This window comes from Paraburkholderia sp. GAS32 (genome assembly GCF_050434225.1).
Classification (GTDB): Bacteria; Pseudomonadota; Gammaproteobacteria; order Burkholderiales; family Burkholderiaceae; genus Paraburkholderia; species Paraburkholderia madseniana.
The window spans coordinates 184,028-200,749 of the sequence record NZ_JBNPVS010000005.1; the positions used below are offsets into that span (position 1 = coordinate 184,028).

Here is a 16,722-nt window from a genome sequence, read left to right on the forward strand (position 1 = left end):
CTCAGTCCGGCTTCTTATGCCAGTTGCGGCGTTTGACGACCGGCGGCTTCGGACGGTCGATCCGCACGTACAGGCGGAAGCGTTCGTCGCGGTCGGCTACGCGGCGGCCTTCCCACACCAGCTTCCACATGAAGTCCGACATGGCGCTCGGATCGCCGAAGTCCTGGGTGTCCTGACGCAGGATCACGTCGCAATCCTGATTGAACGAGAAATGCATATCGCCGAAATAGGCGAAGGTCGCGATCTGCGCGTTACCGAGGCGCACCGGCGAGATGCAGGTGTAGTCCTCCGGCAGATGGCTCGCGATCTGCTCGGCGACGTCCTTATAGGTCCGGCTGTAGTTGACCACCGGCAGCCACAGCGTCATCAGCAGCACCCACATCAGCGTCGTGCCGGCGCTCGAGAGCACCACGCTGCGCCACAGGACTTTCGGATGACGGGCGAGACGCCATTGCACGAGGACGAACCAGCAGATCGTCACGGCGACCGCGCACACGAACGACAGGACTTTGAACTGCGGCGCAAAACCCGGGGCGAGACGCGCCAGGTTGCGTGCGAGCGGATGCGGGAAGCCGGTCAGTCCGGCTATGTACACCAGCCAGACGAAGCTGCCGAGGATCGTGAAGCTCAACAGTGCGAACCAGTCGATCGCGTTGATCGCGCCGCGCTTGAGCGTGGGCAGCGCGAAGGCGGCCAGCACCGCGAGCGGCGGCAGCAACAGCATGTAAAGGCGGTTCGACTGATGGCTCTGCAACACGACCAGCACGAGCAGCGGCCCGATCACCGACAGCGGAATCGCGACGTGCGGCGCGCGCCGTAGGCCCGACCAACTGAACCACGCCCAGAGGGCCAGTGGCCAGGCCGGCCAGGTAAAGAGCGGCAGATTCTTGAGCGCGTAGGCTGCCACCGAGCCGGGCGGCCCGGCGAACGACGACAGGCTGACGTGCACCCACTGGTTCAGGTACCAGACCGCGTCGTCGGGAAAGGCGGCGAGCGCGGCGATTGGCCACGCGACCGAGAGCACGAGCGCCACCGGCAAACCGGCCAGCAGCAGCCAGCGCGTGCGCGCTTCACGCACGATCAGCGCCATCGCCAGGGTTCCGAGCAATAGCGCGCCGACCAGCACCGGGCTGCTTGACAGGGTCACGAGGCCGAGCGCCAAGCCCCAGATCAGCGCGCCCTGAATGGGCTTGTCGATCATCCGCACGAGCCCGTACACGAGCATGGCGATGCCGAAGAACTGCACGAGCTGCGGCGTGGTTTCGTGGCCGCGTTCGGCAAGGCCGAAGCAGGCGAGCAGGATCAGCAGTGCGCCGTCGGCGAGGGTGCGGCCGTAGTCGCGCGGCTCCGGTTCGCCGCCGAATGCATACTTGAACGGCTGCACTTCGGCGCGCCGGCCGAGCAGGTAGGCCGCATACCAGACGAACGCACAGCCGGCGCAAAACAGCAGGCCCGTGAAGACGCGGGACGCGTTGCTCGCGTCGACCCATGGCGCGAGCGCGCGGATCGCGCTGGCACCGAGCCAGTACCCGAGCGGGCCGTCTTCCGTCATGTATTTGCCGACCAGGTTCGGCAGCAGCCAGTCGTGCGCGCTGCCGTTGGCCATCGTCCACATGACGCCGAAGCCGGCTGCGTCCTCGTTCTTCCACGGATCCCGGCCGAACAGGCCGAAAAATGCGTAGACGATACAGATGGTCAGCAGCAGCCAGCGCGGCAACGCACTGGTCGCGGAGGCAGTGAGGCGAACGGCAGGTCTCATGCGGTGTGTGGATATCGGATAAGCGGTGCAGCCGGGACTGGACGAATGGTCCGGCGGGAATGGCCAATTTGGAGCATCCGGCATTGTAGTCGTGCCGTGCGATGCGCGTCACGGCTGGTAATGGCTCGCAACGTCATTGGGGTGCCTGTAACACGGCGTCGCAATGGGCGGCGGGGTGCGACCAGGCGTCCGGGGTAAGGGGACAAAGAAGCGAGACAAACAAGCGCGACGAAGAAGCGGAGACAAAAAAGGGCAGCTCGCGCTGCCCTTTTTTGCTGCTGCTTCGTTGCGGGCCAAGGCCGGCGACGAGGCGCGTATTACTTCGCTGCTGCCTTGCCGGTAGCGCGCGAGCCGAACTTCTTGTTGAACTTCTCGACGCGGCCTGCCGTGTCCATGATCTTTTGCTGGCCGGTGTAGAACGGATGCGATTCCGACGATATTTCGATCTTGGCGAGCGGGTAGGTCTTGCCGTTAAATTCGGCGGTTTCACGCGTCTGGATGGTCGAGCGCGTGACAAACTTGAAGTCGATCGACATGTCGACGAACAGGACTTCGCGGTAATCCGGGTGAATGCCTTCTTTCATGGTCTTTCCTTTAATCTGGCGGTAGCCAACCCGCGAGCAGCCGCTACGAATGCGGACAGCATCTAGGCGCGAGCCACTTGCCTATGGTCGAAAAACGGCGATTATGCCAGAAAATCAGTCGCTTGACGACCTTTCTGCTAGCTTTTTGGCAGCCGTTTGCCTCGTTTTCGCCACGTTTTTGGTGCCGCCGCGCCGATTCGTATCGGGTGGGCAGGCGGGGCGGAAGCCCTTGTCTGGCGGGCGCTTGCGCGGCGGCGGGCGTCAGGTCGGAGCGAATGCCAGCCCGACGCGCGCCGGATCCTGGCGGTAATACCGAGCCAGCAAGCGGTATAGCTCGGGATACTCCGCCTCGAAGGCCTGGGGCTGGACGAACAGCGCCTCGCTGCAAACGGCAAAAAATTCCGATGGATGGTCTGCCGCATACGGATCGATCAGCGAATCGCGCTCGAAACGTGCCCAGCGGCGCTCCGGCACAGCGTCGACTTTGGCGCAGAAGTGGTCGTAAGCATGATCGAAAACGTCGGCCCACGCCTGCGAGTCGAGCGGCGCATGCCAGCGGCGCATGAGCGGTGGATGGCCGTCCGCCTCGCCGGTCAGCATATCGATCTTGTGCGCGAATTCGTGAATCACGACGTTGTAGGCGTCCGAGCCGTCCGTCATCTGCGCGTCTTCCCACGAGAGGATGACGGGGCCGCCTTCCCACGCTTCGCCGCTCGCGTCCTGCTCGACCTCGTGCACCACGCCGTCTTCGTCCTCGACCGTCTTGCGGATCACGAACTCGCCCGGATAGACGATCACGCCGACCCATCCACGATACAGATCGAGGCTCAGGTTCAGCACCGGCAAACACGCTTGCGCGGCGATCGCCACGGTCATGGCGTCGGTCAGTTCGAGTTCGTGCGCGGTCGAAAATTCTTTTTGCGCGATGAACAGGCTGGTCAGCTGGCGCAGACGCACGCGATCCGGCGCCTCGAGGTGAGCGAGGAACGGCAGGTCGTCGAGCGTGGCCTGCCAAAGCGCGTCTTCGATCGCGTAGTTGCGCAGCGCGCGGTCGCGGCGGCGCGTGCCGAACCATTGGGTGAGTTTCGAGAGCATGGCCTGATGAAACCCTTAGTCGATCTGTTTTTGCCACGCGGCGAACAGGCCGCCGCATATCGCAATACCAATCAGGAAGTAGAAGCCGTCCAGCGACGCCAGAAAACTCGCCTGCTGCGCAACCGTCCGGCTGATTTCCACTATCGCAAGCGAATGCGCCTCGGACGCCGAGCGGCCGGCTGCGCTGAAGCCGCTGGTCAGCGCAGCGAGCGAATTCTGGAACAACGGATTGTACGGATTCACGAATTCCGCGAGGCGAGCTTGATGCAGCGCCTGCCGATGTTGTTCGACGATGATCACGGAGGCCGTCGCGAACGAGATCGTCAGTTGCCGCACGATGTTTTTCAGCCGGTAGCCGTGCGTGAATTCTTCAATGGCGAAGATTCTAAACGTCAGATTCGCGACCGGCAGCACGATGAACAATAACAGCAAGCCGCGCAGCAGCATCGGCACGATCAGCGCGGCTTCGCCCACGCCTGGCGACATACGCGTCATCCATGCCGCGGCGAATGCGGCCACCGCGAAGCCCGGCACGATGATCCACTTCTTGCGGGGCAGGAGCTTCGCGTAGCGCAGGTAGACGAACAGCGCGCTCGCCGAAATCAGCGACGTCACGCCAACCAGTCGCCCGGCATTCTCGACCGGATAGCCGAGGCCGCTCTCGAGAAACCGCGACGTCAGATAGCTGAACACCGTCGAGATGTAGTAGTAGAACATGTACAGCACGAGCCCGACCTGAAACACCTTTTCGCGCAGCGCGTGCAGGCGCATCAGCGGCGCCGGATGATGCCATTGCTGATACGCGAACCAGCCAAGCGCGACGATGCCCGCGACCGTCAGCAGAATCAGCCCCGGCGAGGCGCTGAACATCTGGAACCGCACTTGTTGCATGACGATTTGCAGCGCGCCTTGCGCGAACGCGAAGATCAGGTAAGGCCAGAAGTGTGCCGCGCCGCGCTCTTTTGGCAGACGGTTGCCGGTGTCGGGCAGTGCGAGCAGGGCAAGGATGGCAAACAGTACACCCACCGGCGCGGTGCAGGCGAACAGCGCACGCCAGTCGAAATGCGCGACCAGTTGACCGCCGACCAGCGGCGCAAGCGCACTGCTCAACACGATCAGCACCAGAAAAGCGCGGGTTGCCGAGGGTCGCTGGCGCGGCGTAAAGCTCATCTGGATCAGGATGCGGCAGGTGCCCATCATCGGGCCAATGAAGTAGCCCTGAAATCCGCGAGCGAATGCGAGTTCGATCGATGACTCGCACAATGTGGCGGCGATCGCGCCCACTGAATAGAGCAGCATGCAGCCGGCGACGTAATGCCGGTAACCGAAACGCTCGACCCACCATTGTTGCTGCAGGATGCCGAGCACGGCCGCCACCGCATATGCGCTCGACGCCCATACCAGTTCATCCGGCGACGCGTTGATGCCGCCCGCGATGTAGCTGGTGAAAAACGAAAAGATCGCGTTGTCGAAATAGTCGAGGCCGGTGACGACGGCCAGTACCCACGGGAAAAAATCGCCGCGCAGTTTTGCGGCGCTAAACAACGGTACGCGAGAAGACGTGGCGCTCATGCGGATTTGTCAGGCTCTGCGGCATCGGGTGCTGCTTCATCCTGCGTCTTCCGGCGTTTCGCGGACGGACCCGCCGCCGCCGCGGCGCGCGCGTTGCGCCGTTGCTCGAGCAGAACGTCGGCGTTTTCTCCTGCGAGGCGGCGCTCGAGATATTCGAGGTCGGGCGCCAACTCGGTCCGCAGCTTCTGTGCTTCCTTGAGTTCGCGGCGCATCGCTTCAATGCGCGTGTCGAGGGCGCTGACCTGTTGCGCGAGGGCGTCATGAATCTGCTGCAGCGATTCCTGCGAGTAACGGTGGCCGCCCTCGACTGCTTCGAGCGGGCGTTTGAGCATCTCGGTGACGCCATGCAGCGAGAAACCGAGTGAGCGCAAACGCAAAATGCGGCCGAAGCGTTTGAGGTCTTCTTCGTCGTACAGACGATAACGGCCCTCGCTCCGACTCGGCGAAACGAGGCCGCGCTCCTCGTAGTATTTCAGCGTGCGTGGTGTGACGCCAAGGCGCTCCGCGGCGTCTCGCACGGTCAGCAGCGTGGGCGAGTCCTTTGACATAAGAGTTTGCGGGCTGGATGGACTAACCGCATTATAGTACAACGTGTACGTTCACGTTCAGGTTGGCAGAATCGTCTGCATTTGGATGAGCGCGGTGCCTGTGTATGGTTGCAGATGCCGCGGGCGAAAAAAAACCGCTCGTTTGCAGCGAGCGGTTTTCTTATGCGGAGCGGTTGGTTACTTCTGGCGCAGCCTAGCGGCTTAAGCCTTAGCTGCCGCCGCCACGACGCATCATGTCGAAGAACTCGGAATTGCTCTTCGTCTGGCGAATCTTGTCGAGCAGGAATTCCATCGACTCGACTTCGTCCATGTCGTGAATGAACTTGCGCAGCACCCAGATCTTTTGCAGGACTTCGGGTTTGATCAGCAGTTCTTCACGGCGCGTGCCGGACTTGTTCAGGTTGATCGACGGATAGACGCGCTTTTCAGCAAGGCGACGCTCCAGGTGCACTTCCATGTTGCCGGTGCCCTTGAACTCTTCGTAGATCACGTCGTCCATGCGGCTGCCGGTTTCGATCAGCGCCGTACCGATGATGGTCAGCGATCCGCCTTCCTCGATATTGCGCGCCGCGCCGAAGAAGCGCTTCGGACGTTGCAGCGCGTTTGCGTCGACACCACCCGTCAGCACCTTGCCCGAGGCCGGCACGACGGTGTTGTACGCACGCGCGAGACGCGTGATCGAGTCGAGCAGAATCACCACGTCGTTCTTCATTTCGACGAGGCGCTTGGCTTTTTCGATCACCATTTCGGCGACTTGCACGTGACGTGCAGCCGGTTCGTCGAACGTGGAGGCGATCACTTCGCCGGCCACCGAACGCTGCATTTCGGTCACTTCTTCCGGGCGTTCGTCGATCAGCAGCACGAACAGCACGACATCCGGGTGGTTCTGCTTGATGGCGTGCGCGATGTGCTGCAGCATCACGGTCTTACCGGACTTCGGCGACGCAACCAGCAGGCCGCGCTGGCCCTTACCGATCGGCGCGATCATGTCGATGATGCGGCCCGTGACGTTTTCTTCGCCACGCATTTCACGTTCGAGCAGCAGCACCTTGTTCGGGTGCAGCGGCGTCAGGTTTTCGAACATGATCTTGTGCTTCGAGGCTTCCGGCGGCTGGCCGTTGACCTTGTCCACCTTGACCAGCGCGAAATACCTTTCGCCGTCTTTCGGCGTGCGCACTTCGCCTTCGATCGTATCGCCCGTGTGCAGGTTGAAGCGGCGGATTTGCGACGGGCTGATGTAAATATCGTCCGTGCTGGCGAGGTACGAGGTTTCCGGCGAGCGCAGGAAGCCGAAGCCGTCCGGCAGCACTTCGAGCGTGCCGTCGCCGAAGATCGTGTCGCCCGTTTTGGCTCGTTTTTTTAGAATGGCAAACATCAATTCCTGCTTGCGCAGGCGGTTTGCACTTTCGATCTCGAGGCCATTGGCCATCTCGATCAATTCGGACACGTGCAGAGTCTTAAGCTCGGATAAATGCATACGGAGAACCCGCAGGAGAAGGTGCGACGAAATGAAATCTGGGAGGAGAGTGAGCGGAACCGCTCAAGGACTTACACGTCTTTTCGACGTTTTGCGGATTCTAGCATAGCACACGCCAATTTCCGCCAGTGCGGCGGCATGGCATCTTTCTTATTAAGCGTGTTGTCGCCGGACAACACGCCTATCGCAGCGCGCCTGAAGGTCCTGAGGATCTGGAGCGCGCCGATGCGACCGTTTTACAGGTTGCCGTCGAGGAACGCGGTGAGTTGCGACTTCGACAATGCGCCGACCTTCTGCGCGGCGACAGCGCCGTTCTTGAAGAGGATCAGCGTGGGGATGCCACGCACGCCGAACTTGACCGGCGTCGATTGATGTTCGTCGACGTTGATCTTGGCGATTTGCAGGCGATCGGCGTAATCCTTCGCGACTTCGTCGAGGATCGGCGCGATCATCTTGCACGGACCGCACCATTCAGCCCAGAAATCGAGCAGCACGGGTTTATCGGATTTCACGACGTCCTGTTCGAACGATGCGTCGCTAATATGCTTGATTGATTCGCTCATTGTATGAATACCTCTATCGGTTCGAGGCCCGCCTGAATTGCTCGCCACGATACGTCAAAATCTAGGGAAACTTCCGTTCGCTTTGCCGCAATCGGAGCCTTACCTGCGCACGCTTGAAATGGTCGAAAGACCCATTCCGGAATGCGCGGAAAGCTCGCGTCTGCGGGTCATCCGTACGGCAGTTTAGCTTAATTCGCTATGCGTTGCCGGTGGTGATAGTACTCATCAAGGGCAGTGGGGCCAACGGCTGCCGGTGAGGTACCGCTACGTTCTGGTAACCGCGACGCAGCTTATCTGGTGGCAGGCAGCGCAAACTCAAGTGACCCGGACGCGTCATTCGAGGGGATTGTCTATATGGTACGAGGCGCCTGATTCGGCGCGTCGATGTCAGTTTGGTCGTATTAACAGTCGCGCGACGGGCCAAGCGGTGATAGAATGTTTCGTGACGGGCCTCCTCGCATGGAGGGATGGTCAACCTGGTCAGGTCGGGAACGAAGCAGCCACAGCCGTTTTCCACCAGTGCCGAGGGTCAGGCTCGTCACCTTCCTTTTTTCTGTTTTTCCTCTGCCGTACGTCCCATCTCCTGTTTACCCCAAGCGCTGTCACACAGACGCCGCAGTGGCATTTCTCGCGCGCTTCATCTATTTTTTTCTATCGGTCCGTTAGCCTGTTTCAATGAAGCGGCAACACGCGTTCGCGCGCCGTCTCGATTCGGTTTTGCGCGCCATCGTTACTGATACAATTTCCGGATGACCTATCAAGTTCTCGCACGCAAATGGCGGCCGAAGGATTTCGCTTCGCTCGTCGGACAGGAGCACGTGGTGCGCGCGCTCACGCACGCACTCGACGGTGGCCGTCTGCATCATGCCTATCTGTTTACGGGCACCCGCGGCGTCGGCAAAACCACGCTGTCGCGCATCTTCGCCAAGGCGCTGAATTGCGAAACCGGTGTGACCTCCACGCCGTGTGGCGTGTGCCGCGCGTGCCGCGAGATCGATGAAGGCCGCTTTGTCGATTATGTCGAGATGGACGCGGCGAGTAATCGCGGTGTCGACGAAATGGCGGCGCTGCTGGAGCGTGCGGTTTACGCGCCGGTCGATGCGCGCTTCAAGGTCTACATGATCGACGAAGTGCACATGCTGACCAACCACGCCTTCAACGCGATGTTGAAGACGCTGGAAGAGCCGCCTTCGCACGTCAAATTCATTCTTGCTACCACCGATCCGCAGAAGATTCCGGTCACGGTGCTGTCGCGCTGTCTGCAGTTCAATCTGAAGCAGATGCCGGCCGGGCATATCGTGTCGCATCTCGAGCACATTCTCGGCGAAGAGAAGGTGCCGTTCGACGCCCAGGCATTGCGCCTGCTCGCGCGCGCGGCCGACGGCTCGATGCGCGACGCGCTTTCGCTGACCGATCAGGCGATCGCCTATTCGGCCAATCAGGTGAATGAAGAAGCGGTGCGCGGCATGCTCGGCGCGCTCGATCAAAGCTATCTGATTCGCCTGCTCGACGCGCTTGCCGATGGTGACGGCGCCGCCGTGCTGTCGGTCGCGGACGAGATGGCGCTGCGCAGCCTGTCGTTTTCGACGGCGTTGCAGGATCTGGCGAGTCTGTTGCACCGAATCGCGTGGGCGCAGTTCGCGCCGTCGTCGGTGTTGGACGAGTGGCCGGAAGCGGGTGATCTACGTCGTTTTGCTGAAGCGTTGAGCGCCGAGCAGGTGCAGTTGTTCTATCAGATTGCGACTATCGGCCGAAGCGAACTGGGTCTCGCGCCTGACGAATACGCTGGTTTCACGATGACGCTGTTGCGCATGCTGGCGTTCGAGCCGGCGCCCACCGGAGGTGGTGGTGGCGCGGCTTCGGCGCGAGCGGCAGGGCCGGCGGGGGCGGGTGGAGCTAAACGCGCCGGCTCGCCGGCGGTCGCTGCGCAACAGGCGGTGGTGTCGTCGCGTGCTGTTGAAGCAGCCGCTGCCGTGCCGGTGCGCTCCGCAAATCACGTGGTAGAAGCGAAGACGACGATGCCGGATTCGCAGCACGTGGCGTCGTCGGAACCTGCTGGAAATGCGGACGCGCCGAAGCCAGCTATTGGTGAAGGGTCGATTGTTTCCAAGTCTGCATCCGCGCGCGCTTCTGGCGAAGTGAGCGCGACGCCTGCGCCCGCTGCGGCTGACGTCATTGCCGCACCGGCTTTAGCGCCGTGGCAGGAAGAAGCGTCCGCCGAACCGGTTCTGAGCGATCCGGCGCCTGCACCTACGGACACGAGCGCGCCCCAAGCGGCCCCGATGCCCGAAGCGATGTCCTCGGCACCGGCGACCGAAGCAACAAAAGTAACGACTGTACCGGCCTTGGCACCGGCGGCCGAAGCGAGCGAATCGATCGAGGCGACAAAAATAGCGGTAGCGCCGGCCTTGGCATCGACGGCCGAATCGATCGCAGCAACGAAAATAGCGGCTGCACCGGTCTTGGCACCGTGGGACGACGCGCCCACCGAGTCAGCCTGGAACGAAGCACCGGCTGCCGCCGCGCCTCAGGAATCGCCTCCCGCGTCTCCACTCGCTGCTCCAGCCGCAGCCGCGTCCGCACGGGCAGAAGAGGCCGCGCCCGCGAGAGCATCGCAAGAATCGCCGCCCGCAGCCGACATCCCGCCGCGCCGAGCAGGCGGTGCGAGCGACGCGCTCAATGTATTGCGCAGCGCCGGCCTGAAAGTGTCGTCGGACCGTGGCCGCGCTACGGCAGCAGCCTCCACCGCCAAGCCCGCAGCAGCCCCGGCCACGCCGAAGCCTGCCGCCCCCCGCGTGGTCGTCAATGTGCCGACACCGGGCGCCCCGCGCCGCGCGCCGCAACAGGACGCCGCTCCGGCGGCACGTGCGCCGTCGCCGCAAGCCTCGGAGCAGAACGGCTCGTCGAGCGCGCCGTGGGATGACATGCCGCCCGACGAATACATGCCGCTCACGGCGGCGGACGAAGGCTATTACGGCCTGCCGGACGACAACTACACGCCGGTGTTCGACAGCGGACCCGACGACGTCCGCGTGAACGCCACGCCTGCGTCGGCCCCCGCACCGGTGGTCGACAAGCGGCCGTTGCCGCCCGCCGTGCCGCTCGATTCGCTGGGTTTCCAGGGCGACTGGCCCGCGCTCGCAGTCGACCTGCCGCTCAAGGGCATTTCGTATCAGCTCGCGTTCAACAGCGAACTGATGGCACTCGAAGGCAACACGCTGAAGCTGAACGTGCCGGTGCCGCAGTACGCGGAAGCCTCGCAGGTCGCTAAACTGAAAGCCGCGCTCGCGGAAAAGCTCGGCCGGAACGTCGACGTCCTGGTCGAAGTCGGCCCGGCGCGCCGCACGGCGGCCGCGCACGACGCCGCCATGCGCGCCCAGCGCCAGCAGGAAGCGGAGCGCGAAATCGGCGCTGATCCGTTCGTGCAGTCGCTGATTCGCGAGTTTGGCGCGAGCATCGTGCCCGGTTCGATCCGCCCGATTACGCAGGACGCCGGCCCGAATGGCGCGCCGTCCGCTCACTGATTCGCCGCGCCTTGCGGCGCACCCGATTTTCCGGATTTCACGCTATCAAGAAGGAGCATGTCCATGATGAAAGGCCAACTCGCCGGGCTGATGAAGCAGGCCCAGCAGATGCAGGAAAACATGAAGAAGATGCAGGAGCAGCTTGCATTGATCGAAGTCGAAGGACAGTCGGGCGCCGGTCTCGTCAAGGTGACGATGACCTGCAAGAACGACGTGCGCCGCGTATCGATCGATCCGAGCCTGCTCGCCGACGACAAGGACATGCTGGAAGACCTGGTCGCCGCTGCGTTCAACGACGCCGTGCGCAAGGCCGAAGCCACCGCTCAGGAAAAGATGGGCGGTATGACCTCGGGTCTGCCGCTGCCGCCGGGCTTCAAGCTGCCGTTCTGAGCGACGTCGCTGCAGGAAGGGGCTCATGCCGCGGCTTTGACCGCGGCATGAGTTGAGTACGCGAGCCGGGCTCGTTCAAATACCTGCTCAGTTCGCAGTTCCCGGTGCGCGCAAGTTTGCATCGGTGCAGTTCAGTTCAGTTCAGTTCGATCGTCGGGCACGCCTGCCCGATCTGTTGTCGAGCTGATAGCAACAACCAGAAATAACCGCATCGCCACCCGCATACCGGGCCATACCGGGCAACACCCACTTCGACACCGCCGATCCGCATGAAACAACCTTCCGCCTTGTCGGCGCTCGTCGAAGCGCTGCGCGTGCTCCCCGGTGTCGGGCCTAAATCCGCGCAACGCATGGCGTACCACCTGATGCAGCACGATCGCGACGGCGCCGAGAAGCTCGGCCGTTCGCTACTGTTCGCGACTGAACATCTGCAGCACTGCGAGAAGTGCAACACCTTTACCGAAGCGCAGATCTGCGAGGTCTGCCTCGATGAGGAGCGCGATCCTGCGTTGTTGTGCGTCGTCGAGACGCCTGCCGACCAGATCATGCTCGAACAGACGATGACCTATCGCGGCCTCTATTTCGTGCTGATGGGGCGGCTCAGTCCGCTCGACGGCATCGGCCCGAAGGAGATCCATTTCGACCGCCTGGTCAAGCGTGCGTCGGATGGCATCGTCAAGGAAGTCGTGCTCGCAACCAATTTCACGAACGAAGGCGAGGCCACCGCACATTACCTCGGGCAGACGCTCAAGGCGCGCGGTCTTGCCGTGACGCGCCTCGCGCGCGGCGTACCGGTGGGCGGCGAACTCGAGTATGTCGACGCCGGCACGATCGCCCGCGCAATGCTCGACCGGCGCTCGATGTAGCGCGACGTAACCGGCAGCGCCATGTCGCGGCGCCTGCAATACCCGAGCGCGCCGGGCAGGACCGCTCCGCAACACGTCCAGCCGCGCCGCGCCGAGGCAAGCACAGAACACAGAGGAGACACATGAGCGTCAATCCCGATCACAGCGCCAACGTCATCGCCACACCGAAAGGCCCGCTCGCCGGCGTCAAGGTGCTCGAACTCGGCACGCTGATCGCCGGCCCGTTCGCCGCGCGCTTTCTCGGCGAGTTCGGCGCCGATGTCATCAAGATCGAAGATCCCAAAGGCGGCGACCCGTTGCGCAAATGGCGCAAGCTTTATCCGGAGGTCGGCGGCACGTCGCTTTGGTGGGCCGTTCAGGCGCGCAACAAGAAATCCGTCACGATCAATCTGAAAGCCGAAGAGGGTAAGGAGATCGTGCGGCGTCTGGCGAAAGAAGCTGACATCGTCGTCGAAAATTTCCGGCCGGGCTTGCTGGAGAAGCTCGGGCTCGGTTATGACGTCCTGTCGGCGGAGAACCCCGGGCTCGTGATGGTGCGTCTGTCCGGCTACGGCCAGACCGGGCCGTATCGCGACCGGCCTGGATTCGGCGCGATCGCCGAATCGATGGGCGGCTTGCGCCACATCACCGGCTATCCGGATTTGCCGCCGCCGCGCATCGGCATTTCGATCGGCGATTCGATTGCTGCGCTGCACGGCGTGATCGGGGCGTTGATGGCGCTGCATCACAAGCAGGTGAATGGCGGTAAAGGGCAGGTCGTCGACGTCGCGCTGTACGAAGCGGTTTTCAACATGATGGAGAGCGTGGTGCCGGAGTACGGCGTGTACGGGATGGTGCGCGAGCGCACCGGCGCGTCGCTGCCGGGGATCGTACCGTCGAACACCTATCCGTGCCGCGATGGCAGCATCGTCATCGGCGGCAATAGCGACCCGATCTTCAAGCGCCTCATGATCGCTATCGAACGCGAAGATCTGGCGAACGATCCAGCGCTCGCGCACAACGACGGCCGCGTGCCGCGTACCCAGGAAATCGACGGCGCGATCGCCGCGTGGCTCGCCACGCGCACCATCGACGAAGCGCTCGCCGTGCTGAACGCCGCCGACGTGCCGGTCGGCAGGATTTACAGCGTCGCGGACATGTTCACCGATCCGCAATACATGGCGCGCCAGATGATCCAGCGCTTCAAATGGCAGGACGGTCAGGAGATCACGCTGCCGTCGGTGACGCCGAAACTCTCGGAAACCCCCGGCGAGACGCGCTGGCTAGGCCCGGAACTGGGTGAACATACCGATGAAGTCCTTCAATCACTGGGTTATGATTCTGACCACATTGCAAGGTTGCATGCGCAACAGATTGTGTAAGTGAGCGCGCGGCAAAAAAGACAACAAAAGTTCGGAGACTAGAGACCATGCAACGCAGAACCTTCCTCGCCGGTAGCGCGGCGCTCGCGGGCGCCACGTTCGCTGCCACGCCGTTCGCTTTCGCACAGGGCAAGCCCGAAACCACCAAGGTGGCGATCGCCGTCGGCGGCAAGAACCTGTTTTATTACTTGCCGCTGACGATTGCCGAGCGTCGCAATTACTTCAAGGACGAAGGACTCGACGTCGAAATTTCGGATTTCGCCGGCGGCTCGCAAGCGCTGAAGGCGGCAGTGGGCGGCAGCGCGGATGTGGTTTCCGGCGCGTTCGAGCACACCTTGCTGTTGCAGGCGCAAAAGCAGTCGTTCCGCGAATTCGTGCTGCAAGGTCGTGCCCCGCAGATCGTGCTTGCGGTGTCGAAGAAGGCGATGCCGAACTACAAGTCGATCGCCGATCTGAAAGGCAAGAAAATCGGCGTGACCGCGCCCGGTTCGTCGACTTCGATCATGGCGAGTTTCGTGCTGGCGAAAGCCGGACTGACCGCGAAAGACGTCTCGTTCATCGGGGTGGGCGCAGGGGCGGGTGCCATCGCGGCGCTGCAGTCGGGGCAGATCGACGCCATCGCCAATCTCGACCCGGTGATGACCAAGCTCGAACGCACCGGCGAGATTCGCGTCGTGTCGGACACGCGTACGTTGGCCGATACGCGCAGCGTGTTCGGCGGCGACATGCCGGCGGGGTGTCTGTACGCGTCGCAGAGTTTCATCACGAAGAATCCGAACACCACTCAGGCGCTGACCAATGCGATGGTGCGCGCACTCAAGTGGCTGCAAACGGCAACCGGCAGCGAGCTGATCAATACCGTGCCGGAAGGCTATCTGCTCGGCGACCGCGCGGTGTATCTGGACGCGTGGCAGCACGTGAAGGAGGCCATGTCGCCGGACGGTCTGATGCCTGCCGACGGCCCGGCCACGTCGCTGAAAACCCTGCAGGCGTTCGACCCGAACGTGCAGGGCAAGCCGATCGATTTGTCGAAGACGTGGACCAACGACTTCGTCAAGAAAGCACTGGCCACGGTCAAGGCCTGAGTACCGTCAGCAGGGGGCGAAGGACGGCACGTGCCGCATTCGCCTCGACCACCGTTGTCATGACGACATGACAAACCGAAATCGATCTTCGAAGCGAGTCGAACGATGACCGTTGCCGCCCTGGCGCTCGACAACATCACCTGCACCTTCGCAGCGCGGGACAACCGCGCGCAGCGCTATACAGCGGTCAAGGACACGACCTTGCGCATCGCGCCGGGCGAATTCGTCTCGGTGGTCGGCCCGACCGGTTGCGGCAAATCCACTTTGTTGAACGTCGGCGCGGGGTTGCTGGAACCGTCGTCGGGAACGATCAGTGTGTTCGGCGAACCGCTCAAGGGCATCAACCGGCGCGCCGGCTATATGTTCCAGGCCGACGCGCTGATGCCGTGGCGCTCGGCTATCGACAACGTGATGGCCGGGCTCGCATTTCACGGCGTGCCGCCGGCCGAAGCGCGCAGCAAAGCCGACGAGTGGTTGAAGCGCGTGGGCCTCGGCGGTTTCGGCGACCGTTATCCGCATCAACTGTCGGGCGGCATGCGCAAGCGCGTCGCGATGGCGCAGACGCTGATCCTCGATCCGGACATCATCCTGATGGACGAGCCGTTTTCCGCGCTCGATATCCAGACGCGTCAGCTGATGGAAAATGAGTTGCTCGACCTGTGGGCGGCGAAACGCAAAGCGGTGCTGTTCATCACGCACGATCTCGACGAAGCGATCTCGATGTCCGACCGCGTGGTGGTGCTGTCGGCGGGGCCGGGCACGCATCCGATCGGCGAATTCACAATCGATCTGCCGCGCCCGCGCGATGTCGCCGAAATCCGCGCGCATCCGCGTTTCGTCGAGTTGCATGCACAGATCTGGAGCGTGCTGCGCGATGAGGTGCTCAAGGGTTATCAGCAGCAACTCACGGCTGTTTAAGCGGGGCGCGTAGTTGCGTCGTGTCGTTGCGTTGTGTAGTTGCTGCGAAGTGGCGGCACGTACGGATATCCGTAGTTAAGTCCTGTTTGTTGCGTCCCGTATTGGCGTCGATCAATCGTCTAAGGCAAACCGAGTCATGTGGAAGACGTTGCGCCCGAACCGGGCGAACCTGGTGATCTGGCAGTGGCTGCTGCTCGTGTTGTGCTTCGTACTGTGGTACGTGCTGACCAGCCCGACCTTGCTGCCGGCGTTCTATTTCGACGACCCAAACAAGGCCGCGTTCTTCTTCGGCGAGCCGCAGAAGGTGCTGCAGCGCATCTGGGAGTGGTTCACGGGCGGCGAAATCTATCTGCATCTGTGGATCACACTGGTCGAAACGGTGCTCGCGTTTGTGCTAGGCACCGCGCTCGGGCTCGGCGTCGGTCTGTGGCTTGCGCTGTCGCCGCTCGCGAGCGCGCTGTTCGATCCGTACATCAAAGCCGCCAACTCGATGCCGCGCGTGATTCTCGCTCCGATCTTCGGCGTGTGGTTTGGCCTCGGCATCTGGTCGAAGGTGGCGCTGGGCGTCACGCTGGTGTTCTTTATCGTGTTCTTCAACGTCTACCAGGGCGTGAAGGAAGTGAGCCCGGTCGTGCTTGCCAACGCGCGCATGCTCGGCGCGAATCGCAAGCAATTGCTGCGCTTTGTCTACCTGCCAAGTGCGATGAGCTGGGTGTTTTCGAGCCTGCACACGTCGGTGGGCCTGGCGTTCGTCGGCTCGGTGGTGGGGGAATATCTCGGCTCGGCGCGCGGCGTCGGCTATCTGATTCTGCAAGCCGAAGGCACCTTCGATATCAACACAGTGTTTGCCGGGATTCTGGTGTTAACGGCGTTCGCGCTGATTCTCGATGCCATTGTCGGGATTGGCGAGCGGCGGCTGATGAAGTGGCAGCCGAAGTCGGGTGATACGGAAAAGCTGTAGCGCCACATTCCCAAAGGCT

General features: G+C 62.6%; 14 protein-coding genes and 1 other RNA gene. 8 read left to right on the plus strand and 7 right to left on the minus strand.

The genetic code is table 11. The features are described from left to right. Position 1: 1 nt before the first annotated feature. The 7 genes from P3T25_RS08410 to trxA all read right to left on the minus strand — a co-directional run bounded on the left by P3T25_RS08410 (position 2) and on the right by trxA (position 7,598). Complete coding sequence (locus P3T25_RS08410; protein ID WP_154564766.1) at positions 2-1,759, minus strand: ArnT family glycosyltransferase; 1,758 nt, start codon at positions 1,757-1,759, stop codon at positions 2-4. Positions 1,760-2,076: 317 nt separating this feature from the next. Further along, positions 2,077-2,343: a type B 50S ribosomal protein L31 gene (locus P3T25_RS08415; protein ID WP_154564764.1), complete on the minus strand. Its 267-nt coding sequence runs from the start codon at positions 2,341-2,343 to the stop codon at positions 2,077-2,079. Positions 2,344-2,604: 261 nt separating this feature from the next. After that, positions 2,605-3,438, minus strand: a complete 834-nt coding sequence (locus P3T25_RS08420) for a zinc-dependent peptidase (RefSeq protein ID WP_429357870.1) — start codon at positions 3,436-3,438, stop codon at positions 2,605-2,607. A gap of 15 nt (positions 3,439-3,453) precedes the next feature. Further along, a complete protein-coding gene (locus P3T25_RS08425; RefSeq protein WP_429357871.1) occupies positions 3,454-5,010 on the minus strand; it encodes an MFS transporter in 1,557 nt (518 codons plus the stop codon). After that, the gene (locus P3T25_RS08430; protein WP_429357872.1) at positions 5,007-5,558 is read right to left on the minus strand and encodes a MerR family transcriptional regulator; all 552 of its coding nucleotides are present in this window, start codon (positions 5,556-5,558) and stop codon (positions 5,007-5,009) included. Before P3T25_RS08430 ends, P3T25_RS08425 begins: the two co-directional genes overlap by 4 nt. 208 nt (positions 5,559-5,766) lie before the next feature. Continuing rightward, a complete protein-coding gene (gene rho / locus P3T25_RS08435; protein ID WP_006048863.1) occupies positions 5,767-7,035 on the minus strand; it encodes a transcription termination factor Rho in 1,269 nt (422 codons plus the stop codon). A gap of 236 nt (positions 7,036-7,271) precedes the next feature. After that, on the minus strand, positions 7,272-7,598 hold the full coding sequence (trxA, locus tag P3T25_RS08440) for a thioredoxin TrxA (RefSeq protein ID WP_054039468.1): 327 nt from the start codon (positions 7,596-7,598) through the stop codon (positions 7,272-7,274). Between the two features lie 444 nt (positions 7,599-8,042). On the opposite strand from trxA, the gene ffs reads away from it, so the two are divergent. The 8 genes from ffs (at position 8,043) to P3T25_RS08480 (ending at position 16,703) form a co-directional block, all read left to right on the plus strand. Next, an RNA gene (gene ffs, locus P3T25_RS08445) (signal recognition particle sRNA small type) lies at positions 8,043-8,141 on the plus strand. 206 nt (positions 8,142-8,347) lie between these two features. Then, positions 8,348-11,122 (plus strand): DNA polymerase III subunit gamma/tau, encoded by a 2,775-nt coding sequence (dnaX, locus tag P3T25_RS08450; protein ID WP_429357873.1) that lies wholly within the window; start codon positions 8,348-8,350, stop codon positions 11,120-11,122. A gap of 63 nt (positions 11,123-11,185) precedes the next feature. After that, complete coding sequence (locus tag P3T25_RS08455) at positions 11,186-11,512, plus strand: YbaB/EbfC family nucleoid-associated protein (RefSeq protein WP_007182071.1); 327 nt, start codon at positions 11,186-11,188, stop codon at positions 11,510-11,512. 269 nt (positions 11,513-11,781) lie between these two features. Then, the gene (gene recR, locus P3T25_RS08460) at positions 11,782-12,378 is read left to right on the plus strand and encodes a recombination mediator RecR (protein WP_063496327.1); all 597 of its coding nucleotides are present in this window, start codon (positions 11,782-11,784) and stop codon (positions 12,376-12,378) included. A gap of 122 nt (positions 12,379-12,500) precedes the next feature. Beyond that, positions 12,501-13,739 (plus strand): CaiB/BaiF CoA transferase family protein, encoded by a 1,239-nt coding sequence (locus tag P3T25_RS08465; RefSeq protein WP_429357874.1) that lies wholly within the window; start codon positions 12,501-12,503, stop codon positions 13,737-13,739. A 47-nt stretch (positions 13,740-13,786) separates the two neighbouring features. Next, entirely contained in the window at positions 13,787-14,824 is a 1,038-nt protein-coding gene (locus tag P3T25_RS08470) for an ABC transporter substrate-binding protein (protein ID WP_429357875.1), read from the plus strand. A gap of 105 nt (positions 14,825-14,929) precedes the next feature. Continuing rightward, entirely contained in the window at positions 14,930-15,742 is an 813-nt protein-coding gene (locus P3T25_RS08475) for an ABC transporter ATP-binding protein (RefSeq protein WP_429357876.1), read from the plus strand. Positions 15,743-15,878: 136 nt separating this feature from the next. Then, entirely contained in the window at positions 15,879-16,703 is an 825-nt protein-coding gene (locus P3T25_RS08480) for an ABC transporter permease (RefSeq protein WP_093632649.1), read from the plus strand. Positions 16,704-16,722: the final 19 nt, after the last annotated feature.